This is a genomic window from Gordonia sp. LMA167, assembly GCF_058130025.1.
In genome coordinates this window covers 5,113,669-5,139,888 of sequence record NZ_CM176708.1, presented here as the reverse complement: position 1 = coordinate 5,139,888, position 26,220 = coordinate 5,113,669, and the positions used below count along the sequence as shown (strand labels likewise).

The window sequence follows — 26,220 nt, the reverse complement described above, 5'->3', positions numbered from 1 at the left end:
CCCCATCCGGGCGTGCCGATGTCGACTACGAACGCAGGGCCACGAGACTAGACTCTCGGTGTCCGGCGCACGCAGGCAGTGCCGAGGGCACCGGAGGTGGGGAACACATGCCCGACATTCCGCGGGACGGCGGCTCAGGCCCGATGACGCGGCGAATCTTCCTGCGGGCGGCCGGAATCGCCGGAGCGTTGGCAGTCACCCCGGGTGCTGCCGCGGCGGCGCCGAGACCGTACGCACCGCCGCGCGACCACGAGCAACCGACTGTTCCCGGCGTCCCTTTCCTGACCTACCGCTCGCCGGCTCTCGCGCCCTTCGTCGACGATCTGCCGCGGCTCCCGGTGATCGCGGCGCCGGAACGGATCGTGGTCGCCACCGCGATGCACCAGTTTCACCGTGACCTGAATCCATCGCCAAGCCTCGGCTTCGGCGGACTGAATCACCACGGCCCGACGATCGAGACGCAGGCCGGCGAGCAACCGCGGATCACGTTCGTCAACGAGATGGCGTATCACCCGCTGGCCGCCGACGTGGACCCGACGCTGCACGGGGCCTCCGAGCTCGACAGGCGCCGGCCGCCGCTGGTCATCCATCTGCACGGAGCGCCCAATCGGCCTGCCGACGACGGTTATCCGACATCGCCGTTCCGGCCCGGACGGTCGGTGGCCTACCGGTTCGGGAATCCCGACGAGGCCGCACCGCTGTGGTACCACGATCATTCGATGGGCACGACACGGCTCAGTATCTATGCCGGGCTGTCGGCGCACTATCATGTCCGCGACCCCTGGGACACCGGTGCGCGCGACAACCCGCTCGGATTGCCCGCCGAGGAGTACGAGGTTGCACTGACCCTGTGCGACAAGCTTTTCCATCCCGACGGGCACCTCCGCTACGGCAACACCCCGATGGTGGCAGCAGGGCATGCAACGGGCGGTATGGCCGGCGACACGATGGTGGTCAACGGCACGGTCTGGCCGCGTATGTCGGTCGACCGTGGCATCTATCGATTCCGGGTCCTGAGCGCGAGTCAACTCAGCGACTACCGGCTGGCACTGTCCGACGGCGCACCGTTCTGGGTGATCGGGAGTGACGGCGGGCTTCTGGATGCGCCGGTACCGGTTCGCGCGCTGGACATCTCACCCGCCGAGCGCTACGACATCCTGATCGATTTCAGCGACCGGCGTCCCGGCGAGCAGATTCAGATGATCAACACGATGCAGATCTCGTGGGTGGGCCAAGCGATCGGCGCTGCGGTGGTGCGGCCGGTGATGCGGTTCGACGTCGGGCCGCGTCGCGGTGCCCACCGGAGGCTGCCGACTCGTCTCCGTGGGCAACTCGGGTGCCCGCCCGCGCTGCCACGTGTCCGAGGCGATGCGACCCCGAAGATCAGAGTGGCCACGCTCAACGTGACCGTCAATTCGGACAATCCGACGTGGCTGGGTGTTCTCGCGATGAACATCGACAATCTGCCGTTTCACACCACCGAGTTCGCACACCCCGAACAGGGTGCCGTCGAGTACTGGGATCTGGTGAATGCCGATGTGACGATGCAGACCCACGCGATGCATCTGCACCTCGTTCAATTCCGCGTCGTGGGTCGTTGGGACTTCGACAGAGTGCGCTACCTGGCCGACAATCCGCCGCCGGCCTTCGGAACGCGCTGGACTCCCACACCGACGCCGTACGTGACGAGTCGACTGTTCGCCCCGGCACCCTACGAGGTGGGCTGGAAGGACACGGTGCGGTGCCCGCCCGATCAGGTCACTCGGATTCTGGTGCGATGGCCCACGGAGGGTGAACTGGGCTTCGACCCCGACGCGGAGTTCGATGGCCTCGATGGTGAACGCCTGCAAGGCTATGTGTGGCACTGTCATCTGACCGATCATGAGGACAACGAGATGATGCAGCGGATGCGGGTGGTCGCGGCTGGACGGCCCCGGTCACCTCGAGGTGCAGACCCGGGGCGCCGGCCGGACATGAGGCCGCCGGAGCGGGGCCGATCGCATCACTGACATTTTGGGCCCGATCAGTCACAGTCTCGGTGTCCGGCCGGCCGCCACGTCGACGAGTGCGCGCAGATGTACGCCCCGCGCGCGGCGTGCTGCGTTGACCGCGTCGTTGTCGGCCGGAACGAGCACGCGCAGCCCGCTCGGATGGCAGCGAAACCGCAGGGGTGTGATCAGATCGACGGCCTCGCCGTCGATCCCGGCGAACGCGCGGCCGCCGCGGGATCGAACCTCGAAGGAGTCCGTGGTGAACTCGTGCCAGGACGGACTCGAACGGCGGAGTCCGACCGCGGAGAGTGTCATCAGGCGGGCGGCGTCCGCGGCGGTCGTCGCCGACACGGCGACGACGCCGAGGAGGCCGGAATCGAGTTCGGGCCGACTCACCGCCTCCAACGATGCGCTCGTCGCATACGGATTGTTCGAGACCAGGATCAGGAATGCCCCGTCGAGTTCCTCCCCGGTCGGCGTAGTGAACTGGAGGTCGAAGGGCTTCGACGTCCGGCCGATGAGATCGGGGAGCATGCCGACGGCAGTTTGTGCCTTGCCGGCCCGGTAGGACTCCTGCTGCACCATGGTCGCGTACACACCGAGAGAGACATTGTTGACGAACAGTCGGCCGTTGACCGTCGCGTAGTCGAGCCGCCGCTCGGCGGCATCACGAAACGCGCGCAGGTTGTCACGTGGATCGGCGCGGTCGAGTCCGAGGTCGAGTGCGAAGTGGTTGCGGGTACCGGCGCTCACGCAGACGAAGGGCAGGTCGTGTTCGACGGCGACCGACGCGACGAGAGCCTGCGATCCGTCGCCACCGGCCATGCCCAGACAGTCGGCGCCGCGGGCGACGGCGTCGCGTGCGAGTTGTTCGAGATCATCGTCGGGTCCGAGAACGATGACCTCGACACCCATGTCACGGGCTGCGGCGACCAGGCCGAACCGCTCGACCTTGCCGTCGCCCGACTTCGGATTGCAGATCAGCACGGGTGAGGATGGTGGCCGCGGCGCCCGCTCGCGCTCCAGTGCATGCAGATCGGGGACCAGCGCGTACCGGGTGCAAGCCGTCGCGAGTGCGATCAGCGCGATCGTGGTCACGAGCCGGGGGAGCAGCGTCGATGGCTCGGCAAACGAGTTCGCGAAAGACAACGCGACGACGACGAGGCCGACCAGAACGGCAACTGCACCCCCGAGTCGGCGAAGCGCGCGTTCGGTCACCATCCACCACGCGCCCGCGGCCGCGATGCCCAGGCCGGCCAGGCCGAGGAGAATGTGAAAGCCGCTGTGGATCAGGAACATCAAGATGATGACAGCGGATACGGCGACTGCACCGAGCGCCATGATCGCGCTGATCCGACGTGCGGGTGCCGGTGTCGCGGTGGGACGGTCAGACGCCGGATAGGTCTGCGTCACTGTGATTCCAGCGGCTCAGCGTGGTTCGAGCAGAAATGAACGCGCACCCGCCTGCCAGGTCGCACGGAGATCCTCGGCATTCGGCTCCCCGTCGGCATCGATCCCGATCGTGTTGAACTTCGCGAACTGTTCGTTGCCACGACAGATGACGGTGTAGTGCTCGACGACGCTCGCCTCGTCGGTGAACACCTCGACGTCCGCGGTGCGGCGATCTCCCCGGAACCTGATCTCCACAGGTGTGCCGGTCTGGAGGTTCTTGCCCCAGGCGAACGGGGTGCCGAGCAGGAGTTTCCCCCTGTATTCGGTGTACGCCACAGGTACCGAGAAATGGCGACCGGACTTCCGGCCGACGACATACAGCGTGATCAGACGGGAACCGACTGCGCGGTTGAGCAACGGAGTGGCCAGCATGACGCGAACGACATGGTTGGCCACGTTCTGCAGTTTCATCGTCTGCGCCCGTTGGGATGTGGAGCCGCTCACGCTGTCAGGCTACCCGAGGTCAGACGGCGGTACGGCTGATCTCTCGCGTGGCGCGAGCGGAACTGTGGGCGCAAGGTGGAGATGTCCGTCCGCTGTCCAGATATCCAGGAGATTGTGATGACCGCACCGATCATGCCCAAGTCCGACGCCGCCGAGTTGATCATCGCCGCTCGCACACGACAGGGGCTCTCGTGGGCTGCGATCGCCGAACGGATCGACGCCCCGGTGGTCTGGACGGTGGCGGCACTACTCGGTCAGCATCCGGTCCCGATCGACAAGGCCATGATCGTATGCGAACTGCTCGGACTGGGGGAGGGTGTCGCCGAGAGCCTGGCGCGACAGCCCATGCGGATCGCCGACGACTCGGTGTCGTCGGACCCGACGATCTACCGGTTCCATGAGGCCCTCGCCGTCTACGGTCCGGCCCTCAAGGAACTCATCCACGAGGAGTTCGGCGACGGGATCATGAGCGCGATCAATTTCAAGGTCGACTTCTCCCGCCGCGCCGATCCCGACGGCGACCGGGTCGTGGTCACCTTCGACGGGAAATTCCTCGACTATCGGTGGTAGATCCGAGAGGTCGAGGCGCGTCGTTATGTCGTGTCGAACGGGCAGCGCGCCTGACATTTCGTCAGTTGCCTCCGCGAGGCGCCGCGCAGCAGAGTTGGCGTCATGACCATCGGCACACCCACCGACAACTCCGACGCGGCCCCGACCGCTCCGCAGGCCGGCTACGGCGACAAGGTCCTGGCTGTCGAGCCGGGTGGAAACGAGCCGATCTCGCTCGACGCGCGCCATGGCAAACCGCGCGGTCTGTTCTGGACCTGGACCGCGCCGAACCTCGAGTTCGCGACGATCTTCGTCGGTGTGATCTCGGTGCTCTACTTCGGGTTGTCGTTCTGGCAGGCCGTCGCCGCGATGGCGCTCGGCAATCTGTTGGGCGCCATCGCGCACTTCCTGCTCTCCGCCGAGGGGCCGCTGCACGGAGTCCCGCAGATGGTCCTCGGCCGGCTCGCCTTCGGCTACCGGGGCAACGTGCTGCCGGCGACCTTCATGGCGATCATGTGCGGCGTCGGCTGGTTCGCGACCAACAGTGTGAGCGGCGCATTCGCCCTGTCGACTCTCTTCGGCATGACCCCACTGGTCGGACTGATCGTGATCGTCATCGCCCAGACGGCGTTCGCGTTCTTCGGGCACAACCTCGTGCAGCGGTTCGAGCGTCTGGCCGCGCCGGTTCTGGCGGTGGTCTTCGTCATCGGTGCGGTGATCATCTTCAGCAAGTCACACGTCTCCGCACCGTCGGCCGACGGCGGGTTCTCGCTCGCCGGGTTCCTGCTGACCATGGGCGCCGCCTTCGGCTACACGGCCGGCTGGACGCCGTACGCGGCCGACTACACCCGTTACCTGCCGCCGACCGTGTCGAAGCGCGCGACCGGGCTCTTCGCGTCGGCCGGCCTGTTCGTCTCGTGCACCTTCCTGATGATCGTCGGCGCCGCGTCGGTCACCATCGGCGATCCCACGTCGGACAATCCGACCGAGGCCTTCACCGCGAACTTCCCGTCCGCCGTCGCCGACCTGACCCTGTTGGCGATCGCCGTCGGCGCGGTCGCCGCCAATGCGATCAACGTCTATTCCGGCGCGATGGCGTTCGTGACCATGGGCTTCAAGCTGCACGTCGGACTCCAGCGCGCGCTGGTCTCCGTCTTCTTCGGCGTGGTCGGGTTCCTCGTCGCCTGGTGGGCCCTCGCCGACGCCGCCGCCTCGTATGAGGCGTTCCTGCTGCTGGTCGCCTATTGGATCGGCCCCTGGCTCGGCGTGGTGTTCGCCGACCGGCTGCTTCGCAAGGAACCGCCCTCGCTGGCGATGCTCTACGATCCGCGCTACCGCAACTGGGGTGGGGTCGCCGCCTTCGTCATCGCGCTGGTCGTGTCGGTCCTGCTGTTCTGCAACCAGGAGAAGTTCGTCGGGTACGTGGTACGCGCGGTGCCCGAGCTCGGTGACATCGGAGCGTTCGTCGGATTCGTCATCGCGTTCGTCGGCTATCTGATCCTGGCCCGCCGACGCGTCGAGGAGTCACAGCGCGAGTACCGCTGAGCGCTAGCAGTCGGTCGAGCTCGCCGACTGCGCGCGCAGCGCGCTGATCGCGAGCAGCACCGACGGGTAGGTGCCCGGGTCGGTTGGATCGAAGCCCAGCAGGCCGCGGATCCGCTCGAGTCGCTGATACAGGCTCTGCCTGCCGATGTGCAGCATCCCGGCGGACCGCGTGGCGCTGCAACCGTGACGGAGATGGGTTTCCAGCGTGGTCAGCAGGTGGGCCGACTGGCTGTGGTCATGCGCGGCCAGGGGAGCGATCAGATCCACGAGCTCATCGCGCATCTGCCGATCGAGGGTTCGGGCGGCGGCCTCGGCGACGAGCTCACGGCCGGTGAACACGCGCTGCGAGGTGACCCCATCGCGGATGAGCGTGGTGGCGATCTCGAGACGTTCACCGCTACGGCGAAGTGATCGGGCGATCGCGGCCGACAGTTCGCTGCCGGCCGGCATCGTGTCCAACCGATGTCCGTCGCCGACCACGACGGTCAGCCGTCCGGGTGGTAGGCCGACCCGGAGGATCGACGAGGCCACATCGGCCACCGGATCGTCGGCCGACGTCGACAGCACCAGGGCGTACACGGTGGCGTCGACGGTTGCCTGGACCAGACCGGACAACGACGAACCGGCCCGGGCGAGTGCCGCCTCGGCCATCCTCGGGTCGGGGGCCTCGGCGGCGACCGTGACGAGGCGGGTCGACTGCCCCACGGGGATCCCGGAGCTGACCAGTCGGGCGAACAGATCCGATCGTCGGATCGCCCGGCCTCCGACGATCTCTTCCACGAGCCGGGTGCCGACCGCGGAACCTCGTGTGCCGGAACGGGTGAGTGTCGCCGCGACCGGTCCGGACGCCACCTCGAGCAGGGCGGTGAGGACGCGCGTCGGCAGTGCCGGAGCGGGTGAACCGACGGGGGCCGGGTCTCCGGTGACGGGGGCTTTCGGCATGACCAGGCCGCCGGCGACGAGCCGGGCGATCTCGCGGTCGCGCACCACGATCGGGACCGATGTCGCGGCGGTGTCGACGATGCGCCACGCCGACCGATCGTCGTCCACGCCGTGCGCGGCGAGCAACGCCCCGCCGGAGCCGATCAGCACGATCGGCCGACCGGTCGCCTCGGCGACATGTTCGAGCATGCGGGCGACGCCGCCGGACGCGACGAGGTCGCCGTGCAGCGCCTCGTCGAGCCGTGCGCGCAGTCGCAGCTCGCCCAGTTCACCGGAGACGATGGCGGTGTTGGCGTTGCGGCAGACCTCGATGAACGGCAGGACGCGCCGCAGCTCGATGATCGGCAGCCGGGCGGCGGACCCTTCCCGGACCATCTCCTCCGGGATCGCGTCGAAGGTCCGGCCGACCTCGAACGCGAGGCCGGCGACGCCGCGTTCGGCCAGGTCCCGGACATAGTGCCGCCGGGTGCCCGCGTCCAGCCCGCTGAGCCCGAGGCCGGTGGTGAGCAGCAGCTCACCGCCGGACAGGAGCGGTCCGATCTCGAAGATCTCACTGGAGTGCACCCATCCGACCGGTTCGTCGAGGCGATCGTGCGCGGTCAGCACATGCGGGTCGGCTTCGCGAAGATGGCTTTCGATGACATCACGCAACCGGAGCGAGGTCGCAAAAACAGCAGACATGCCATGACGATATGCACGCCAGAGTCTGCGTGCAGCGCGACGAACTGTCAGTTGTCCGGGCGGTGATGGCGCGGCAGGCTCGTCTCATGACGATCCGTACCGGCGCCGCCTCCGACATCGATCCGGCCGTTCTGCTCGAGACCGCCTACCGTCAGGCCCGTATCGGACTCGACGAAGGCGGCATCCCCATCGGTGCGGCGCTCTTCGCTGCCGACGGCACCCTGCTCGGCGAAGGTCGCAATCGCCGGGTCCAGCACGACGATCCGTCGGTGCACGGGGAAACCGACGCATTCCGGGCTGCCGGACGCCAGCGCGACTACTCCTCGACGATCATGGTGACCACTCTGGCGCCGTGCTGGTACTGCAGCGGGCTGATCCGGCAGTTCGGGATCGGAGCCGTGGTGATCGGGGAGAACCGGACCTTCAGCGGCGGTGAGGAGTGGCTGGCGGAACTCGGTGTCGCCGTGACCCTGGTCGACGACGACCGGTGCGTTGCGATGATGTCTGATTTCATCTCCACCCACCCGACCCTGTGGAATGAGGACATCGGCGTCGCGGACGCCGGCAGCACCCCCGATCACACCGGGAACGCGATTCAGGAGACAGCATGACCGACAGCCCGATCCTCACCGTCGACCTGGAGCAGTGGCGGGCCGGCGGCGCGGCGGCCGATCAGGTCTGCGCCGCGGTTGACGACTCGTTGCAGAAGGCAGGTTTCCTACTGGTGACCGGCCACGGGATCGAGCCCGCGCTGCCTGCGCAGCTGCGGGCGGCGGCACGCGAGTTCTTCGCGATGCCCGCCGAGGTCAAGCAGCAGTACTCCGTCGGCGTGGGTGGGCGCGGATGGATCGGTCCGGGCATGGAGGCCAACGGCTACGCCGAGGGCACCGACACACCGCCCGACCTCAAGGAGACCTACAACTCGGGCGCGCAGACCCCGGTGGGCGTTCCGGAGATCGACGACTACTGGTTCGCGCCCGACGTCTGGCCGGCCGAGACGCCCGGCCTGGCCTCGCTGTTCACCGCCTGGACTGCTCAGGTGAAGGCGCTCTCCGACGATCTGTTGGCGCTGATGTCGGCGTCGCTGGGATTTGCCGGTGACACCAACCCGTTCCGGGGGCTGGCCGGCAACGCGACCTGGACGTCGAACATCAATCACTATCCGCCGATGGCGGTGGTGGGCGAGCCCGAGCCCGGGCAGTTCCGGATCGGGCCGCACACCGACTTCGGGACCGTGACCGTCCTCGACCGTGAACCGGGCGCCGGCGGGTTGCAGGTGTATAGCGCCGAGGGCGGATGGGCCGATGCGCCATACGATCCGGACGCCCTGACCATCAACATCGGTGACCTGCTGGAGTACTGGTCCGGAGGTCGATGGCCGGCCGGGCGACACCGCGTCCTGCCGCCGCAACCGGATGCACCCGAGGAGGATCTGGTGTCACTGATCTTCTTCTACGAGTTGAATCATGATGCCGTGGTGACACCCGTCGGCCCGCCGATCGGCCGTCGCGAGGAACTGCCGCCGGTCACCGCCGGGGACTTCATCAAGGAGCGACTCGACGCCATCACCGTCGGGTGATGTCGGGGGGCGATCGAGCGGCGCAACGGCCCCGTTGATCAAAACCGCGCCGTTCATCAAAACGGCCCGTTGATCACAATGCGCCGTTGATCAAAACGGCTCCGTCGATCAAGTGATCGACGGAGCCGTCCCGTTCCCCGGGGGGTTTGAGGGGTTTCAGGGGACCAGGCCGAAGGGGCTGCCGCCACCGAAGGGCAGTCGAGGCCCGTCGGACTGGCCGCCCGACTCGGGAATCGTCGTCTGTTCCTTGTCGACGGTGCTTCCCAGCTTCACCTGGACCGTCCGCGCGTCATTGCCCGAGCCCACGGTGACCGGCACGGTCTCGCCGGGAGCGTGCGTCAGCACCTGGGCCATCAGATCGGCGTAGTCGCTGATGGGCGTGTCGCCGATCTTGGTGATGACATCGCCCGCTTTGATCCCGGCGTCGGCTGCGGGGCCGCCCTGCTGGACCGACGAGATCTTCGCCCCGGTCACCGCATCGCTGGAGGATGCCAGCGAACCGGACACGCCCAGAACAGGTTTGGTCGCCTGGCCGTCCTGGAGCAGCTCGTTGGCGATGCGCTTGGCCGCATTGATCGGGATGGCGAATCCGAGGCCATAGGCCTGCACGCCGCCGTTTGCGCTCTGCCCGGTGTCGACCGCCGAGTTGACGCCGACGACCTGGCCCTTGAGATTCACCAGCGGGCCGCCGGAGTTGCCCGGGTTGATGGGGGTGTCGGTCTGCAGCCCGTTGTATACGGTGACCCCGGATCCGCTTTCGTCGCCTGCGGTGACGGTGCGCGACAATGCGCTGACGATTCCCGAAGTAACTGTGTTGGAGAGGTTCTCGGGGCTCCCCACGGCGACCACCTGCTCGCCCACCTGCAGTCCGCTCGAGTCGCCGAGTGTCGCGGGGGTGAGCCCGGACGCGCCGTCGAGCTTGATGACGGCGAGATCGTATGACGGCGAGGTACCGGTGACCTTCGCGTCGTAGGTCTTGCCGTCGCTGGTGGTGACCTGCATGGTGCTGCCGTTGCCGGCCGCGGCCACCACGTGGTTGTTCGTCAACACGTAGCCGTCCGGCGACAACACGATCCCACTGCCGACTGCCGTGCCCTGGCTGCTGGCGACCTTGATGTCAGCGGTCGACTTGGACGCGACCTGGGCGGCATAGGTGACCGACCCGGGCTTCACGTCGGCAGCGTTCGCCGTTGCCGCGGGAGCCGAGTTCAGCACGGGCGCAGCGGAGTTCGAGTCGTTGCGTAGCAGGGCGCTGCCGCCGACGCCTACCGCGCCGCCGAGTAGCCCGGCGAGCAGTGCGGTCGCGATGATCGGCTTGGTGACCCCACCGCGCGATCGGGTGGGGGTGGGTGGCGGGTAGGTGCCGACAGGCTGCGCTGCCCACGGCTGATGCGGTGGCATCTGCCCATACTGCGGGTTGAAGGGTTCGGTGACCGGGCCGGTTTCACCGTCGGTCGGCTGAGAATCGTTCACGTCACCACGATGCCGGGCGAGGATGTGAGGAATGCAAGAAACGGGCTACGGGTTTCCTGGCAAGTTCCTGCCGGAAATCTCAGGAAACTCCGATGATCAGCGCAGTAACCGAGGATCAGCGCAGTAACCGAGGATCAGCGCAGTAACAGGGCGACGGCACGATCGACGACGGCGTCGAGATCGTCACCGAGATGGCCGGCCAGCCACTGTTGGGCGAGCTCGGCCATCGCACCGGTGAACATCGTCGCGCCGACATGACCGGCGAGCGGGTCCGGGCTTCGCCGGGCCGCGCTGGTCTCGGCGAGGACGAGATCCATCAGCAGATCCTGGGTGAGTGCCCGGCGGGCGGCGAGCACCGGGTGGGCGCGGCCTTCGGTGAAGAGCAGCCGTCCTCGTCGTGAGTCCTCGGAACCGAAGCCGAGGACCGCTCGAATCCCCGAGGTGGTGCGGGAGCGGATGGTCGAATCCGCCTCCGCCATCGAGTTCTCGACGACGGTGCCCAGTTCTCGCGCCACGTCGTCGTACAGGGCGCCGAGCACATCGTCGGTGTCGGTGAAACTCTCGTAGAAGTAGCGCGTGTTCAGTCCGCTTTCGCGGCACACCGAGCGGACCGAGAGTGCCGCTGCGCCGCCGACACCGAACAGGGTGAAAGCGGCCTCGAGGAGCAGGCCGCGTCGTTCCGCACGGCGATCGGTCAGCGATACGCCGGCCCATCGGGTGGTGCTGGACATCGGACCAGCGTACGACGGCGAGGGCGATCGTCCAACAAGTCTGGTAACGACTGTGACCAGACTGTAGTCTGGTCACAACCGTGACCACACTGACCGCGAGGACGATTGCGATGTCACTCTCACTGGGTGCCCTGCCAGGCCTGGATGCCGTGCGCCGCCTGGATGTCATGCCATTTCCGTTCCCGTTGCCGCATCAACTCGCCGGGATGTGGCTCAACGACCGCTTCGACGAGAACATCCGGGCAAAGTACTTCCGCGGCATGGAATTCGCCGAACCCGTGGGTGATCCCGGATGGTTCGGTCCCGACAGCGCCACCTGGCATGTGCATTCGCACCTACCCGCCCTGATCTTCGGCCTACAGTGCGCGTCGTACCTGGAACGTCTCGACCCGAGCATCTTCTGGATGGGCGTCGACCACTCGCGCCTGGTCGAGAAGGCCGAGAACGGTGAGCCGACCGGCCGGATCGACCCGGCGGGAGCCGCGGTGCGTCTGGGGCACTCGGTCGCCTTCTTCATCGGCACGGCATACGGCTCGACCGAGACCGCCGAGCGACTGGCGCGGACGGTGCGGGCGATGCACCACACGATCAAGGGCACCCGCCCCGACGGTCTTGCCTACGATGCCGACGATCCGTCGTGGCTGCGCTGGAACTACGCGACCGTGGTGTGGGGGATCGCCACCGCTCACGAGATCTATCACCCGAAGCCGTTGCGGGGTGCCGAACTCGACCGGTACTACGGGGAATTCGTACGCGTCGGCCATGCACTCGGTGGCACCGACCTACCGGCCACGAAGGCCGACACGCTCACGTGCCTGGCCGAGTACCTCCCGAAACTGGCCCTGACACATGGCAATGCGGTCGCGACGGGACCGAATCTGACCAACGCCGCACAGGCGGCCGTCGACTGGGCGATCCGCGACACGATGCCGGAATGGGCCTGTCAGCTCGTGATGCATCGGCATCCGAACCCGATCGAGCGCCGGGCACGCCGCAGTGTCGTCTGGACGGCGTTGAACGGTCTGCGCACCACGATGGGCGAGCCGGCCGAGTTCGCCGCCGCGCGATCGCGCGTCGCCCAGGGAACGACCGTCGCGCACACGGAGCCACGCTATGTGCTCGGCACCGATCCGCAGCTCGATCGCGCGGAGGTGGAGGCGGCGCTCTGAGGGCACCGCCGTCGACGTCGAGAAGCTCAACCGCGCACAGCGACCTCGTCGCCGAGGCGGTAACCGGGAGCCAGCGGTAGAACGTCGCCGCTCCAGAACCGGCCCGGATCAAACCAGTTGGAGTCCTTGTCCGCCGAGAGCAGACCCATGTCGCGATAGGTGACGGCCACGACCTCTGCGCAGTACGCGGCCTGCAGCCCGGCATCATGTTGCCGGCGTTTCGCGCGTCGATCGCGGACGACCCGGTCGAGGTAGGGGATGCCGCGGACGATGTCGACGCTGTTGGGCATCCGACCGCGGAACCACCGGCCGGCCAGCCGTGCGGTGGCGGGGAACGGGGTGCCGTCGAGCCGCGCGATCACCTGGAGCAGTCGGTCTTCCTGCGCGGTGGTGACGTCCGGACCGAGTTGCCGCAGCCAGCAGTCCTGACCGTATCGGTTCATCCACTGTTCCACCGCCGCGCGGGCATCGTGGAGCTGCACGCCCCGATGATTGCCGCCGGTCCATACGTCGGGCAGTTTGTCCCCGAGTTCCGCATGCCACAGCAGAGGAGGGAGGTCGTCGACGGCGACGGTCATCGCGACATGGTTGACCGGCGAGTTGGTCAGGGTCTGGATCGCGCGGTCCGGTCCGGACCTGCCGCGGAACAGCCAGATGTCCCCGGTACGGGTCTCCTCGAGTGCCTCGTCGAGGCGGACGCCACCCGGGCGACCACCGAGCTCGGTTCTGTTGCGCACGTGAGCAGCATAGAGGCGACAGCAACTATCCTCGGGCTCATGCACAGCGCATGGAAATGGGTGGGGTTGGCCGGTGCCGTCGGTGTGGCCGCGAGTGGCGTGCTGATCGCAAGGGATCAGCGTCAGCGCAACTCCTACACCGCCGACGACGTGCGCGAACGCTTGCACAAACGTCATGCCGAAGCGTTGGAGAGGGCCGACGAGGGCGTCGGCGATCATCCGTGAATCCGCTCCGTCCGCTCGACGCGCCGGTGGACGCGGTCGTCGCGTTGCAACGCATCTCCTGGCTGCTGGAGCGAGATCGGCAGAGCACCTATCGGGTCGAGGCATTCCGTCGGGCCGCCCGAGCGGCCGCCGACGCCGGTGCAGAGGAACTCCGGCGACGCGCCGGCGCTCACACCCTCACCGACCTCGACGGCGTCGGCAAGACCACGGCAGCGGTGATCGCGGAGGCGGTTGCGGGTGATCTGCCCGGTTACCTTGCCGACCTGCAGGACGCCGCAATCAACTCGCCGGAGCACGGACTGGGCCTCTATACCGCCATCGTCGGCGATCTACACGCGCATACCGACTGGAGTGACGGCGGAGCGCCGCTGGACGAGATGGCCTCCGCGGCGAACGCTCTCGGACACGAATGGCTGGCGATCACCGATCATTCACCCCGACTGACCGTGGCCAACGGGTTGAGTGCCGAGCGGCTCGCACGACAGATCACCGAGATCGAGACGCTCGACCAGACCCCCGGCCTCGGGTGCCGAATCCTCACGGGGATCGAGGTGGACATCCTCGACGACGGCTCGCTCGACCAGACCGAGGCGATGCTCGACCGCCTCGACGTCGTGACGGCGTCCGTGCATTCCAAGCTGCGGATGGATTCCGGCCCGATGACACGGCGGATGGTCGCAGCGGTCTCCGATCCACGGGTGAACGTTCTCGGGCACTGCACCGGTCGGCGCGTGGTCACCGGCCGCGGCGCACGTCCCCCGTCGAGTTTCGATGCCCGCTCGGTGTTCGAGGCCTGTGCCGAACACGGCACCGCGGTCGAGATCAACTCTCGTCCGGAACGAGTCGACCCGCCGGACGACCTGATCGAGTTGGCCCGCGACATCGGGTGTCTGTTCACCATCGACTCCGACGCGCACGCGCCGGGCCAACTGGACTTCAAAGTGCTCGGCGCGCAACGAGCGGCCGCTCTCGGTATCGAGGCGGACCGGATCGTCACGACCTGGCCGCTGGATCGGGTGCTGGAGTGGACCGGCTCATCGATTCGGTGACGGCTCTGGCAGGTTGACGACCGACGGCGTTCACGACGACGGTTTCGACACCGTCAGGGGCCGGCTCCCGTGGCGTGGTGGCACAGACGTCGGATTCTGTGGACACTGGAAGCCACACGGCATACGACGCCGTCCCGCTTTCTCAGGAGGACCCCATGGCGGACTACAACGGACCATTCGGGATCAATCCGGAGGATTTCGACCGATTCGCCCGCGAGGCAACCGAGGGTGTCCGGGACATGGTCGACAAGTTCATGTCCAGCCCGGGCGGCCAGGGTGCGTGGTCGGCGATCTTCTCCGACGCCGGGCGACGGACCCGACACGAACCGGAGACCACCGGTGAGACCGGAACCGGGGTGTGGGCGGTCTTCGTCGTGAGCGACGACGGCGGCGCTCGCGTGGAGCAGGTGTATGCCACCGAACTCGATGCGTTGCGGGCAAACAAGCACAACACCGACCCGCGCCGGAAGGTGCGGTTCCTGCCCTACGGGATCACCGTCAGTGCACTCGACGAGGACGATTCCCCAGACGTGGACGAGTGATTCCGCGGGTTCTTCCCCCGGGTATTGCTTTGTCCCCCAACGGCAGTCGGGGGACAAAGCGGGATGCGGGGGAAGAACTGCGACAGCGTCCCTCTACTGCGCGGAACGCAGCGCGGCGCGTCGGTCCTGGGCCTCCCGGAAGCGACGCTTCTGCACCTCGGTCTTCGGCTCGAGCGGCGGCACCGGGTGCGGCCGCCCGTCGTCGTCGGTGGCGACCATCGTGAAATAGCAGCTGTTCGTGTGCCGACGTTCCCCGGTGCGGACATTTTCGGTCTCCACCCGGATCCCGACCTCCATCGACGTCCGGCCGGTGTGGTTCACCGATGCGGAGAGCGTGAGGACCTCGCCCACGCGGATGGGTTCGCGGAAGATGACCCGGTCGACCGACAACGTGACGGCATAGCGCCGCGAGTATCGGCTGGCGCAGGCGTACGCGACCTGATCGAGCAGTTTCAGCAGCGTTCCGCCGTGCACGTTGCCGGTGAAGTTCGCCATGTCCGGTGTCATCAGCAACGACATCGACAGACTGATCCGATCGTCGTCGGTGTCGTCGGCCGGTGAGACCGCGCCCGTGTCGTCGAGGGTCTCCATCCGCAACTCCCATCCGCCTGGCCTGTGCTATCACCCTTTCATCTACCCGCCGGTCATGTCGGATATGTACCGAGATCGGTCACGCGTGCGGCGGTGCCGCCAACCCCTGGGCAAGTCCGACACCGGCACCGACCCCGGCGCCGAGGGCCGTGAACGGTGCGGCGGTCGTCGCCGCCCCGATCGCCGCGCCCACGACGGGGCCGACGACCAGGCCCGCCGGCAGGAAGGGGACGCCGGCCACCAGGCCGGCGACGGCGCCCACCGTGCCGCCGGCGACGGCAAGCGGTGCGCCCACGGTGGCGGTGGCGATGGCAGCACCCGCGGTCGCGCCGCCGACGGTGGCCGCGGCGACGCGGTCAGAACGCGCGGGGTCCAGACCGACCGAATCGCCCGCGGTCGCGATCTGCGCCTCGGCGCCCGCGGCCGCGGTGTTGACCTGCCCGCTCTGCTGTGGTGAGAGCCATTGCGGCGCCGGAGCTTCGACGTCGCCGAAGCGTACGGTGCCGGTGGGCGCGGTGATCGGTCGGACCGGCGCGGTCGGCGCCGGCGCATGAAGCGCACCGACGTCGAGCGGCGGGAGTGGGCGGTGGCGGGGCAGCTCGCGGACACCCGGTCCGACACGGTGATCGCCCTGCCCGGCAGCCGGATGCACGAGACCACCCGGCGCAGGGGGCGTCGGGCTGCTTGCCGCCGACGCCACTCCTGCGCCGGCGAACGCGAGTATCGCGGGCACCGATCCCGCAGCGACCCACGTCGCGATGCGCGTTCGGTTGTGCGTGACGTGGCGGTGTCGTCCCTGTGCGCGCGTACCCATCTTCTACCTCCGGATCGTTGGAGAACAGTTCACTGGCACTGGGGGTTCGGGTGGGAGGTGACCATGGATGGGTCCGATGAACACGGGTATGCCACGATGACCGCATGATGGTGATCGCCGAGGCTTCCTCGGCCACGGATACCGACGCGATCGTCTCGTTGTTCTGGATCGCCGCTGCCGCCGCGGTGGCGCCGATCGTGTCACGCATCTTCCGCGGTTACGTGCCGGACGTCGTCGTGTTGCTCGTCTTCGGTCTGGCGATCGGTCCCAATGTGCTCGGCTGGGCCACCCAGGACAGTGTGGCGATCCTCAGTGAACTCGGGCTCGGGATGTTGTTCCTGCTCGCCGGTTATGAGCTGGACCCGAAACTGTTGGGCGGCAGGTCCGGGCGGGTGGCCCGACTGACCTGGATAACCGGTTTGGGCATCGCGCTGATCGCGGCGACGTTCGCCATCCCGGACGAGGACTTCGCGGCGCACATCGCGGTCGCGATCGCGTTGACGTCGACGGCCCTCGGCACCTTGCTGCCGATCATCAAACAGGACGGGCTGCTCGACTCACCTCTCGGCAAGTCGGTGATGGCTCACGGCGCGGTGGGGGAGTTGGGTCCGATCCTGGCGATGTCGCTGCTGCTCACCAGCCGCAGCATCGGCGGCGCCGTCGTGGTGCTCGTACTGTTCGGGATCGCGGCCCTGCTGATCGGCGCGGTGCCGCAGCGGCTTCTCGAGCGCATCCCCGGACTGCGCTATGCCGTCTACGACATGAGCGGAGGGACGCTCCAGCTGCCGATCCGTGTGGTCTTCCTGTTGCTGGTGGCGTTGATGACGGTCGCCGCCGTCTTCGATCTCGACGTCGTGCTGGGTGCGTTCGCTGCCGGGCTCATCCTGCAGCGATTGATCGGGCCGGCGAATCACGAGGTCGGCAAGTCACTGGAGGTGATCGGTTTCGGTGTGATGATCCCGATCTTCTTCATCAGCTCCGGCATGGGAATCGACATCTCGGCCGTGCTCAGCACACCGTGGTTGTGGCTGGGCCTCGTCGCGGCGATCGCTGTCGCGCGTGGATTGCCGGTGTGGCTGAGTGAACGGTACATACCGCACGGGACGAATCTGGTGGAGCGGCGGGAGCGGGCTCAACTCGCGCTCTATGCCGCGACAGGCCTGCCGATCATCGTCGCGGTGACCGAGGTGGCCACGTCATCGGATCTGATGTCGGTCGGCCTCGCTTCCACGCTCGTGGCGGCCGGGGCGACGACGGTGCTGGTCTTCCCGCTCGTGGCCCGTCTCATCACGCCCCGAGAACGCGTGCAGCCGTTGCCCCCGACGAGCGGGGGCAACGGCCACAGTTGATCGCGTGTTCGGTGCCAAGCCTACGAGGTCTGTGCCTCAGAGGTAGGCGCCACAGGTCGGCCACGCGCCGGGGCCCTGGCTGGCCAGAACGTTCTCGGCGACGCGGATCTGCTCGGCACGCGAGGCGTTGGCCGGGTTGCCGTAGCCGCCGTTGGCCTCCCAGGTGCTCTGCGAGAACTGCAGGCCGCCGTAGTAGCCGTTGCCGGTGTTGGTGGCCCAGTTGCCGCCGCTCTCGCACTGGGCGACTGCGTCCCAGTTGCCTGCAGCGGAAGCGGTGCCGGCGACGGCAGCGAGGGGGGCCAGGGTCAGGGCGCCGACGATGCCGGCACGCACTGCGAGTTTCTTCATGCTCATGGTCTTCGTTCCTCCATTCGCCGCCCCGTATCGGGCTGGGCGGCTGATCTGTGGATCGGTGGCGACCGTACAAGCTGATAACGGAAAGGTCACGCCAGGTCGATGACCTGCGGGATTTTTGTCACGGGTGGATAACAGGCATGAGATTCCTGTGAATTCCCTGCGCATGGCGCTATGTCGGCGGCAAACCGTCACATGCTGAAAGTGAATTCATGGTGACGAAGAACACACCCAAAGAGTGCGGTCCGTCACAGCATTTCGGGCCGCAGGTGATCCGTTCAGTCCAGATCCGCGCGCAGGCTCTCGTCGCGCGACGCGCGCACCAGCGCGGCGGCCAGCAGGACAGGTCGGCCGTGGGCCAGGCGGGCCAGTTCGGCCGGGTCGTCGGGCAGTCCGACATCGGTCGCGGCGGACCGCGCGCGGCTGTCGAAGTAGGGCGGCACCCACTCCCACACGTCCTGTACCTCGCGGAGGAACACGTCCGCGCCGACCGGGCCGATGCCGGTGAATTCCTGCAGCAAGTCAGCGGCTGTGCTCACGTCCCGGTCCGCCTTCCGTGCCAATCGGCGAAGGTCGCCTCGATAGTCGTCGAGGACCTTCTGACTGGCCTCACCCAGGCGGGTCGCCGTGCTCTCGTCGTAGCGGACGTAGTGACCGCGTCCGAGGGCGTCGACGAGGTCCTGCCAGGGCGCCGCGGCCATCTTCTCCGGCGTGCGGTAGCCGGCCGCGAAGAGTTCTCTGGCGGCGGCGACGGCAATGTCGGCGGATATGCGCGCACTCAGCAGCAGTGACAGCACGAGGAGCTGGAACAGGGGCGCGGGGGTGTCCTTGAGCGTGATACCCGCTTCATCGGCATAGGTCTGCCCGGCGCGTTCGACGAGTGTCGACGCGATCCGTTGCTGCTTCGTCGTCATCGCCTGTCCATTGTCCTGAACAGTGCCGTTCGTCGTGACTGTTTCCCGCCTGCGTGCCGAACCGCCTGGCGATCAGCAGCAGCGCGCCCCGGGGTTGCGATCCTGCTCGGCGTAGCGCCGGCGCCAGTACTCGCGTTCGGACACTATCGGCCGGTCCGGGTGCGTCCTGGCCATGTGATCGACATAGTCCCGATAGGCACGGTCACCCATCACGCTGCCGACGTACCAGGAGAGTGCGGCGGCGCCGCGACGCAGTCGGCGGATCACGGCGATCCGCTCTCCCCACTCGCCCCCGCGGGTTCGCGACGGTGCGGCCCGTGCTGCTCGGCGAGGTAGGCGTCCCACTCCTTCTGTAGTTCGCGCTCCGCCGGTGTCGTGAGCAATCCCTTGGGTGCGAAGATTCGCGACGCGACGACCTCGTCCTCGGTGGTCGGCAGGCCGCCCTTGCGGACCGCCTGTACACAGATATCCGCGCCGACGACGGCGACGATCAGCACCAGCACGGCGAAGACGATCGACAGGGTGCCCTGGATGAAGGTGTTGCGGATCACCGCGTCTATCTCATCGGTCGACGTCGCCGTCTTGAAGGTCGTCAGGCCCTGATCCTTGGCGTTGACGAAGGCATTGTGTTGCGCCCAGTATCCGATCGACTCGTTGTCGGAGAAGATCTTCTGCCACGACGCCGACATCGTGACGATGAGATCCCAGATCAACGGGAGCCCCGGCACCCAGGCCCACTTGACCTGCCCCCGCTTGAAGAGGACCACCGTGACCACGGTCAGTGCGACCGCGGCGAGGAGCTGATTGGCGATGCCGAACAACGGGAACAAGGTGTTGATGCCGCCGAGCGGGTCGGTGACTCCCATCAACAGGATCGATCCCCACAGCCCGCACACGATCACGGTGCACAGCCAGGCGCCCGGACGCCACGACGGATCCTTGAACCGCTTGGCGCCGGGCAGATTGCCGAGTCCGTCGGAGAGCATGAAGCGTGCGACCCGCGTGCCGGCGTCGACGGTCGTCAGGATGAACAACGCCTCGAACATGATCGCGAAGTGGTACCAGAACGAGCGCAGTGATTCGCCACCGATCGCATCCTGCAGCGTGTCGGCCATCCCCATCGCGAGTGTCGGTGCGCCACCGGTCTTGGACACGATGGTGGGCTCACCGACCGCGTCGGCGGCCTGTTGGAAGTACTCGCCGGATACCGGTGTTCCGCCCAGGCCCAGGCCGTTGACGTATTCCGCTGCGCCGTCGGGGGTTCCGCCGGTGACCGATTTCGGTGCGTTCATCCCGAAGTAGAGGTGCTGGTCGATGATGCAGGCGGTGATCAGCGCCATGATCGCGACGAACGACTCGGTGAGCATGCCGCCGTAGCCGATGATGCGCGCCTGGCCCTCCTTCGCGAGCATCTTGGGTGTGGTGCCCGAGGCGATCAGCGAGTGGAAACCCGACAGCGCCCCACAGGCGATGGTGATGAACAGGAACGGGAACAGCGCTCCGGCGAACGCGGGACCCCGGCCATTCCACGCGAAGTCGCTGACGGCCGGCGCTTGCATCACCGGCCGGACCAGCAGGATGCCCAACGCCAACAGTGCGATCGTGCCGACCTTCATGAATGTCGACAGGTAGTCGCGGGGGGCCAACAGCAGCCAGACGGGCAGAATCGCGGCCGCCATGCCGTAGATGATGATGGCCCAGCTCAGGACCACCGGCGATAGGCTGAACCAGTCCTGGCCCCAGCCGGATTCGCCGACATAGCGTCCGGCGACGATGGCCGCGAGCAGCAGCACCACGCCGATGGCCGACACCTCGCTGACCCGGCCGGGCCGGAGGAAGCGAAGGTAGACGCCCATGAACAGCGCGATGGGAATGGTCATCGCGATCGAGAAGACACCCCACGGGCTGTCGGCCAAGGCGTTGACGACCACCAGCGCCAGGACCGCGATCAGGATGATCATGATCACGAACACCGCGACGATCGCGGCGATTCCACCGAACGCACCCAACTCGTCACGCGCCATCTGCCCGAGGCTTCGACCGCGTCGCCGGGTGGAGATCGACAGCACCAGGTAGTCCTGCACGCAGCCCGCGAGTACGGCGCCGATGATGATCCAGATCGTGCCCGGCAGATAGCCCATCTGGGCGGCCAGTACCGGACCCACGAGCGGGCCGGCGCCGGCGATCGCCGCGAAATGATGACCGAAGAGGACTCGCCGATCGGTGGGCATGTAGTCCTGCGCATTGTCGAGGACCTCGGCCGGGGTGGCGTGGTCGTCGCGGGGTTTGACGACCTTCATCTCGATGAGCCGCGCATAGAAGCGGTAGGCGATCACGTAGGTGCAGACCGCGGCCAGGACGAACCAGACGGCGTTCACGTTCTCGCCGCGTACGAACGCGACGATCGCCCACGAGATCGCGCCGATGACACCGATGACGGCGAACAGGATCTTCTTCGGCGTCGTCATCGGCGAGCGATCGATGATCGCGACGGGCGGCAGATCTGGGTCGGTCTTCACGTACTCGATGTTCGGATCGTCGGCGCGATCGTCGGTCATCGTCATCAGCGCTACCTCCCTCGATTCGAGTGTGGCCCGGGTCACTATACGCGTGGTTCGAGGTGGCCTTGCGCGATACATTGAATCGAGATGTCGACTGCGGCAATCTGACGTGATGCCGAATACATCGCCGCCACCGTCACGTCCCGAGGACCGTCGGCGGGAGGCCGCCGACATCGTCGCCGGCCTGTCGGCCGCCGACAAATCATCGCTGACCACGGGTGCTTCCTTCTGGTACACCGCCGAACTCGCCGACGCCGGGGTTGCCTCGCTCATGCTGACCGACGGCCCGCACGGAATCCGCAAACAGGGCGGCGATCCCGACGCGCTGGGGCTCAACGATTCGATTCCGGCGGTGTGCTTCCCGCCCGCGGTGGCGATGGCATCGACCTTCGACGAGGGCCTGGTGGAGCGTGTGGGAGACGCGATCGGATCTGAATGCCTCGCCGAGCAGGTCGCGGTGATCCTCGGTCCCGGCCTGAACATCAAGCGATCGATTCTGGGCGGACGCAACTTCGAGTACTACTCGGAGGATCCGTATGTCACCGGCCGTCTGGGCGCCGCATTGGTCCGCGGTGTACAGCGTCACGGCGTGGGGACCTCGATCAAACACTTCGCGGTCAACAACCAGGAACACGAGCGGATGCGGGTCAGTGCGGACATCGACCCACGGCCGTTGCACGAGATCTATCTGCGGGCGTTCGAACACATCGTCGCGACCGAGCAGCCCTGGACCGTGATGGCCTCCTACAACAGGATCAACGGGGTGTACGCCACCGAGAACTCGTGGCTGCTCACCGAAACATTGCGTCACCGGTGGGGTTTCGAAGGTCTGGTGGTGTCGGACTGGATGGCCGTCGACGACCGGGTCGCGGCGCTGGCCGCCGGGCTCGATCTGGAGATGCCGTCGAGCGGTGACACCGGCCCGGGTGCGCTGCGCGACGCCGTGACCGACGGGGTGCTGTCACAGGCCGCGCTGGACGAATCGGCTCGACGAATCGTCGCGATGGCCCTCGCCGCCTCCGACAACCGATCCGCGGATGCGACCTACGATCGGGATGCCCACCACCAGCTGGCCCGCGAGGTGGCGCGGCGTTGCCCGGTGCTGCTGAAGAACGACGCGGTCGGCGCCGGCGGCCCGGTCCTGCCTCTGGCGGGTGCGGCCCGGGTCGCAGTCATCGGCGAATTCGCTCGCACTCCCCGATACCAGGGCGGCGGGAGTTCCAAGATCAACGCGTACCGCGTGGACAACGCCCTCGACGAGATGCGCGCTCTCGCCGCTCCCGACACCGTCACCTTTGCTCCTGGATTCGCCGTCGACGCAACCGAATCCGACCCGCAGCTCGTCGACGAAGCGACGCGGACGGCACGCGCCGCCGATGTCGCCGTGGTCTTCCTCGGACTCGGTGATCACGACGAGTCGGAGGGCTTCGATCGCGCCGACTGGCGACTGCCGGCACCGCAGCGCGAGCTCATCGCGCGAATCCTGGAGGTCAATCCGCGCACCGTGGTGGTCCTCTCGAACGGCGGAGTCGTGGACCTCGCGGCGGTCGACGAGGCGCCCGCCGTGCTCGAAGCGTGGTTGCTGGGGCAGGCCGGCGGTGGCGCCGTCGCGGACATCCTGTACGGCCGTACCGATCCCAGCGGACGTCTGGCCGAGACGATTCCGCTGCGTATCGAGGACAGCCCCGCATTTCTGGACTTTCCCGGCGAGCAGTTGCACGTCCGGTACGGCGAGGGCGTGTTCGTCGGGTATCGCTGGTATGACGCACGGTCACTACCGGTGCGCTATCCCTTCGGCCACGGGTTGTCCTACACCACGATCGACTACCGCGACATCGACGTCGAGGTCACCGAGCGCGGGCTGAGGGTTCGGGTGACGGTGTGCAACACCGGTGAGCGGGCCGGACGGGCGCTGGCCCAGGTCTACCTGGGTCTCGACGAGTCCGCGGTGGCGCGGCCGCACCGGGAACTGAAGGCGATCGGGATCGCCGACCTCGAACCCGGGACCGACCGACGCCTCGAACTCGAGATTCCGAGATCAGAACTCGGCTACTGGGATCGGGTCGCGGACGACTGGGTGGTCGAGGGCGGTGTGTATCGCGTCGAGGTCGGCGCATCCAGCCGTGACCTGTGCCTGAGGTCCACGATCGAGGTGGTCGGCGATGACCGCATTGTCGCGGTGGGTCCGTCATCGACACTCGGTGAGATCCTCGAGCATCCGACGGCGGGACCCGAATTGCGGTCCCGCCTGGCGGCGACGATGGGCGTCGACGACCTCGACCCGACGTTGCTGATGCTCGTGTCGTCGTTCCCCATCGGTCGGATCGCACCGATGCTGGGTCTCGACGAGGCCACCCTTGCCGGTCTGCAGGAGTAGTCCGGCGACTGTCAGGGTGCGTGCCGCCGTTGCAGCGTGACCATCCCGCCACGTCGTGGGGAGTAGGCGACCCCGCGCGAGTGCCAGGCCTCGCCCTTGGCCCTGGTTGGCTCGATGGTGAAGTCGCGCAACATTTCCCGCAGGACGACGTCCATCTCCATGTGGGCGAATGCCGCGCCGATACAGCGCCGGGTGCCCCCGCCGAACGGCAACCACGCGGGGGACGGGGTGGTTCCGACGAACCGGGACGGATCGAATCGCTCGGGATCGGCGAACTCGCGGCTGTCATCGTGGAGCAGCGAGATCGCGACCAGAATGTTGTACCCCTTGGGGATTCGATAGGGTCCCAGCTCCACCTCCGCGGCGACGACGTGGCGGGCCGCGAAGTCGATGACCGGGCGGCTGCGCTGGGTCTCCATGATGGTGGCCAGCCGGAAATCGTGTCCACCGGCATCGAGCTCGGCGACGAGTTCGTGGAGCACCGCGGGATTCCGTTGCAGGCGTTCGATCGCCCACGCGAGTGTGGTGGCCGTGGTCTCGTGTCCGGCGGCGAGCAGCGTCAGCAGTTCGTCGGCGATCTCATCGTCGGTCATCACCGAGTCGTCGTCGTAGCGACTCTGCAGCATCAGCGCGAGGATGTCGTCGCGTTCCGCGAGGCGGGGATCGTTGCGGGCCTTCGTGATCAGCGCGTCGATCGCCGCGGCGTAGGTGTCGCGCTGCGCACCGAACCGCCGGCGAGGATCGAATCGGCCGAAGGACACCCGCGTGTCGGGCAACGTTGCCAGGCGTGAGCCGACCGTCACCATCGGCGGGATGATCTCGCGCAAGGTCGCCAGTTCCTGGCCCTGCGCACCGAAGACCGTGCGCAGGATGACATTGAGCGTCACCCGCATCATCGGCTCGAGGGTGCGAAACGGTGTGCCGATCGGCCACGTCCGTGACTCCGCCGCGAACTCCTCGGCGACGACGGTTTCGTATTGTTTGATCCGTCGCCCGTGCAGTGGCGGGGTGAGCAGCCGTCGGCGTCGGCGGTGATCGGTGCCTTCCAGCGAGAACATCGAACCGGGCCCGAGGATACGACCGAGGTTCGGTTGGATGTTGATGACCTGATCGGTCGGGGTGGTGAAGAGTTGCTTGGTCAATCCCGGGTCGGAGACGACGACCACGTCCCCGAACACCGGGACACGGATCGTGAACGCAGATCCGTACCTGCGGCCCAGGGCGGCGACCATCTGCCGGCGGCGGGTCATGAAGCCGGCGCCCAGCAGCATCCTCGGCAGGTGCGGGCCAGGTGGTACGACCGGGTTGTGGCCGCCACGGGCCGTGGTGCCGGCGGAATCCTCGACTGGTCGTGTGGTGTGCATCTCCTGCGTCCTCCCCGGTGGAAGCTCGTGGTACAAGCCCGTACCAATCTGACGGTACGCGTGCGTACCGCGGTCGGGCAAGGGGGACCACGTCGTATCTTTGACTTGTGTCCCACAGTGCTTCCACCGACGTTGCTTCCACCGACGTTGCTTCGTCCGACGTTGCGACAGACCAGTCCGACGCCGGTGTGTCGGAGCCGGACGTTCGCCAACGCCTGCTCGACGCGATGGCCACGTGCCTGATGCAGCGCGGCTACCGAGAGACGACCGTCGCGGACGTGGTGCGGGTGGCGCGGACATCGCGGCGTTCCTTCTATCGCGAGTTCAGTGACAAGCAGTCGTGTTTCATCGCGTTGCTCACCACCACCAACGACGCGATGATCGCGGCGATCGCGGCCGAGGTGAATCCCGACGAGGAGTGGCGGGTGCAGATCCGTCAGGCCGTGCAGGCCTATGTGGCGGTCAGTGAGGAGCATCCTGAGGTCACCTGGAGCTGGATTCGCGAGTTGCCGGCGTTGGGGGAGTCGGCTCGGCAGGTTCAGATCGAGGCGATGGAGTCACTGATCGCGGTGTTGGTCCCGCTGACGGACACGCCCCGGATGCGCGCCGCGGGAATCTCGCCGATGACCTATGAGACGGGCGTGATGATCTGGGGCGGGATTCGCGAGCTGGCCGCCTCGGCCGTCGAGCAGAAGCGCTCGCTCTACACCATCGTCGAGCCGGCGGTCGCCGCGTGCATTGCCCTGATCGGTGCCAACATCACCGGATGATCCGACGATCTCTGGAT

General features: G+C 67.3%; 25 protein-coding genes. 12 read left to right on the top strand and 13 right to left on the bottom strand.

Going from position 1 to position 26,220, the window contains the following annotated elements; all coding sequences use genetic code 11:
• Window positions 1–107 precede the first annotated feature (107 nt).
• Entirely contained in the window at window positions 108–2,009 is a 1,902-nt protein-coding gene (locus ACVT6V_RS23365) for a multicopper oxidase family protein (RefSeq protein ID WP_489896477.1), read from the top strand.
• An 18-nt stretch (window positions 2,010–2,027) separates the two neighbouring features.
• On the opposite strand, the gene ACVT6V_RS23360 is transcribed toward ACVT6V_RS23365, so the two are convergent.
• Both ACVT6V_RS23360 and ACVT6V_RS23355 read right to left on the bottom strand, forming a co-directional pair.
• On the bottom strand, window positions 2,028–3,404 hold the full coding sequence (locus ACVT6V_RS23360; RefSeq protein WP_489896476.1) for a diacylglycerol/lipid kinase family protein: 1,377 nt from the start codon (window positions 3,402–3,404) through the stop codon (window positions 2,028–2,030).
• Between the two features lie 15 nt (window positions 3,405–3,419).
• Window positions 3,420–3,887, bottom strand: coding sequence for a PNPOx family protein (locus tag ACVT6V_RS23355; protein WP_489896475.1), 468 nt, complete (start codon window positions 3,885–3,887; stop codon window positions 3,420–3,422).
• Window positions 3,888–4,004: 117 nt separating this feature from the next.
• Here ACVT6V_RS23355 and cynS point away from each other — a divergent pair, with 117 nt between their 5' ends.
• A complete protein-coding gene (cynS, locus tag ACVT6V_RS23350; protein ID WP_489896474.1) occupies window positions 4,005–4,457 on the top strand; it encodes a cyanase in 453 nt (150 codons plus the stop codon).
• Window positions 4,458–4,559: 102 nt separating this feature from the next.
• On the top strand, window positions 4,560–5,981 hold the full coding sequence (locus ACVT6V_RS23345) for a purine-cytosine permease family protein (RefSeq protein WP_489896473.1): 1,422 nt from the start codon (window positions 4,560–4,562) through the stop codon (window positions 5,979–5,981).
• Window positions 5,982–5,984: 3 nt separating this feature from the next.
• On the opposite strand, the gene ACVT6V_RS23340 is transcribed toward ACVT6V_RS23345, so the two are convergent.
• Window positions 5,985–7,604: a PucR family transcriptional regulator gene (locus tag ACVT6V_RS23340; protein ID WP_489896472.1), complete on the bottom strand. Its 1,620-nt coding sequence runs from the start codon at window positions 7,602–7,604 to the stop codon at window positions 5,985–5,987.
• Window positions 7,605–7,690: 86 nt separating this feature from the next.
• Between ACVT6V_RS23340 and ACVT6V_RS23335 the strand changes: the two genes are divergently transcribed.
• Both ACVT6V_RS23335 and ACVT6V_RS23330 read left to right on the top strand, forming a co-directional pair.
• Window positions 7,691–8,215, top strand: coding sequence for a nucleoside deaminase (locus ACVT6V_RS23335; protein WP_489896471.1), 525 nt, complete (start codon window positions 7,691–7,693; stop codon window positions 8,213–8,215).
• Window positions 8,212–9,183 (top strand): isopenicillin N synthase family dioxygenase, encoded by a 972-nt coding sequence (locus ACVT6V_RS23330; RefSeq protein WP_489896470.1) that lies wholly within the window; start codon window positions 8,212–8,214, stop codon window positions 9,181–9,183. The genes ACVT6V_RS23335 and ACVT6V_RS23330 overlap by 4 nt, the downstream gene beginning before the upstream one ends.
• Before the next feature lie 156 nt (window positions 9,184–9,339).
• Here ACVT6V_RS23330 and ACVT6V_RS23325 read toward each other — a convergent pair whose 3' ends face one another.
• Window positions 9,340–10,656: a S1C family serine protease gene (locus tag ACVT6V_RS23325; protein ID WP_489896469.1), complete on the bottom strand. Its 1,317-nt coding sequence runs from the start codon at window positions 10,654–10,656 to the stop codon at window positions 9,340–9,342.
• A gap of 134 nt (window positions 10,657–10,790) precedes the next feature.
• Window positions 10,791–11,387 (bottom strand): TetR/AcrR family transcriptional regulator, encoded by a 597-nt coding sequence (locus tag ACVT6V_RS23320; protein WP_489896468.1) that lies wholly within the window; start codon window positions 11,385–11,387, stop codon window positions 10,791–10,793.
• Window positions 11,388–11,497: 110 nt separating this feature from the next.
• Between ACVT6V_RS23320 and ACVT6V_RS23315 the strand changes: the two genes are divergently transcribed.
• The gene (locus tag ACVT6V_RS23315; RefSeq protein WP_489896467.1) at window positions 11,498–12,556 is read left to right on the top strand and encodes an oxygenase MpaB family protein; all 1,059 of its coding nucleotides are present in this window, start codon (window positions 11,498–11,500) and stop codon (window positions 12,554–12,556) included.
• A 26-nt stretch (window positions 12,557–12,582) separates the two neighbouring features.
• Here the strand turns inward: ACVT6V_RS23315 and ACVT6V_RS23310 are convergent, their stop codons facing one another.
• The gene (locus tag ACVT6V_RS23310) at window positions 12,583–13,293 is read right to left on the bottom strand and encodes a guanylate cyclase (RefSeq protein WP_489896466.1); all 711 of its coding nucleotides are present in this window, start codon (window positions 13,291–13,293) and stop codon (window positions 12,583–12,585) included.
• A 39-nt stretch (window positions 13,294–13,332) separates the two neighbouring features.
• Between ACVT6V_RS23310 and ACVT6V_RS23305 the strand changes: the two genes are divergently transcribed.
• The 3 genes from ACVT6V_RS23305 to ACVT6V_RS23295 all read left to right on the top strand — a co-directional run bounded on the left by ACVT6V_RS23305 (window position 13,333) and on the right by ACVT6V_RS23295 (window position 15,109).
• Window positions 13,333–13,518, top strand: a complete 186-nt coding sequence (locus ACVT6V_RS23305) for a YtxH domain-containing protein (RefSeq protein ID WP_489896465.1) — start codon at window positions 13,333–13,335, stop codon at window positions 13,516–13,518.
• Window positions 13,515–14,567, top strand: coding sequence for a PHP domain-containing protein (locus ACVT6V_RS23300; protein ID WP_489896464.1), 1,053 nt, complete (start codon window positions 13,515–13,517; stop codon window positions 14,565–14,567). Before ACVT6V_RS23305 ends, ACVT6V_RS23300 begins: the two co-directional genes overlap by 4 nt.
• A gap of 155 nt (window positions 14,568–14,722) precedes the next feature.
• A complete protein-coding gene (locus ACVT6V_RS23295; protein WP_489896463.1) occupies window positions 14,723–15,109 on the top strand; it encodes a hypothetical protein in 387 nt (128 codons plus the stop codon).
• Window positions 15,110–15,202: 93 nt separating this feature from the next.
• Here ACVT6V_RS23295 and ACVT6V_RS23290 read toward each other — a convergent pair whose 3' ends face one another.
• Together ACVT6V_RS23290 and ACVT6V_RS23285 are read right to left on the bottom strand one after the other, a co-directional pair.
• Window positions 15,203–15,700, bottom strand: a complete 498-nt coding sequence (locus tag ACVT6V_RS23290; RefSeq protein ID WP_489896462.1) for an acyl-CoA thioesterase — start codon at window positions 15,698–15,700, stop codon at window positions 15,203–15,205.
• Window positions 15,701–15,779: 79 nt separating this feature from the next.
• Complete coding sequence (locus ACVT6V_RS23285) at window positions 15,780–16,514, bottom strand: hypothetical protein (protein ID WP_489896461.1); 735 nt, start codon at window positions 16,512–16,514, stop codon at window positions 15,780–15,782.
• 107 nt (window positions 16,515–16,621) lie between these two features.
• On the opposite strand from ACVT6V_RS23285, the gene ACVT6V_RS23280 reads away from it, so the two are divergent.
• Window positions 16,622–17,863 carry a cation:proton antiporter gene (locus ACVT6V_RS23280; protein ID WP_489900971.1) on the top strand — a complete coding sequence of 414 codons (1,242 nt, stop codon included), beginning with the start codon at window positions 16,622–16,624 and terminating at the stop codon, window positions 17,861–17,863.
• A gap of 36 nt (window positions 17,864–17,899) precedes the next feature.
• Here the strand turns inward: ACVT6V_RS23280 and ACVT6V_RS23275 are convergent, their stop codons facing one another.
• The 4 genes from ACVT6V_RS23275 to ACVT6V_RS23260 form a co-directional block, all read right to left on the bottom strand.
• Window positions 17,900–18,217, bottom strand: a complete 318-nt coding sequence (locus tag ACVT6V_RS23275) for a transglycosylase family protein (RefSeq protein ID WP_489896460.1) — start codon at window positions 18,215–18,217, stop codon at window positions 17,900–17,902.
• Between the two features lie 278 nt (window positions 18,218–18,495).
• Window positions 18,496–19,131: an HhH-GDP family DNA glycosylase gene (locus ACVT6V_RS23270; RefSeq protein ID WP_489896459.1), complete on the bottom strand. Its 636-nt coding sequence runs from the start codon at window positions 19,129–19,131 to the stop codon at window positions 18,496–18,498.
• Window positions 19,132–19,203: 72 nt separating this feature from the next.
• Window positions 19,204–19,398, bottom strand: a complete 195-nt coding sequence (locus ACVT6V_RS23265) for a YbdD/YjiX family protein (protein ID WP_489896458.1) — start codon at window positions 19,396–19,398, stop codon at window positions 19,204–19,206.
• A complete protein-coding gene (locus tag ACVT6V_RS23260; RefSeq protein ID WP_489896457.1) occupies window positions 19,395–21,695 on the bottom strand; it encodes a carbon starvation CstA family protein in 2,301 nt (766 codons plus the stop codon). Before ACVT6V_RS23260 ends, ACVT6V_RS23265 begins: the two co-directional genes overlap by 4 nt.
• Window positions 21,696–21,804: 109 nt before the next feature.
• On the opposite strand from ACVT6V_RS23260, the gene ACVT6V_RS23255 reads away from it, so the two are divergent.
• Window positions 21,805–24,069 (top strand): glycoside hydrolase family 3 C-terminal domain-containing protein, encoded by a 2,265-nt coding sequence (locus ACVT6V_RS23255; RefSeq protein WP_489896456.1) that lies wholly within the window; start codon window positions 21,805–21,807, stop codon window positions 24,067–24,069.
• 11 nt (window positions 24,070–24,080) lie between these two features.
• Here the strand turns inward: ACVT6V_RS23255 and ACVT6V_RS23250 are convergent, their stop codons facing one another.
• Window positions 24,081–25,433: a cytochrome P450 gene (locus ACVT6V_RS23250; protein ID WP_489896455.1), complete on the bottom strand. Its 1,353-nt coding sequence runs from the start codon at window positions 25,431–25,433 to the stop codon at window positions 24,081–24,083.
• Window positions 25,434–25,540: 107 nt separating this feature from the next.
• Between ACVT6V_RS23250 and ACVT6V_RS23245 the strand changes: the two genes are divergently transcribed.
• On the top strand, window positions 25,541–26,203 hold the full coding sequence (locus ACVT6V_RS23245) for a TetR/AcrR family transcriptional regulator (protein ID WP_489896454.1): 663 nt from the start codon (window positions 25,541–25,543) through the stop codon (window positions 26,201–26,203).
• Window positions 26,204–26,220: the final 17 nt, after the last annotated feature.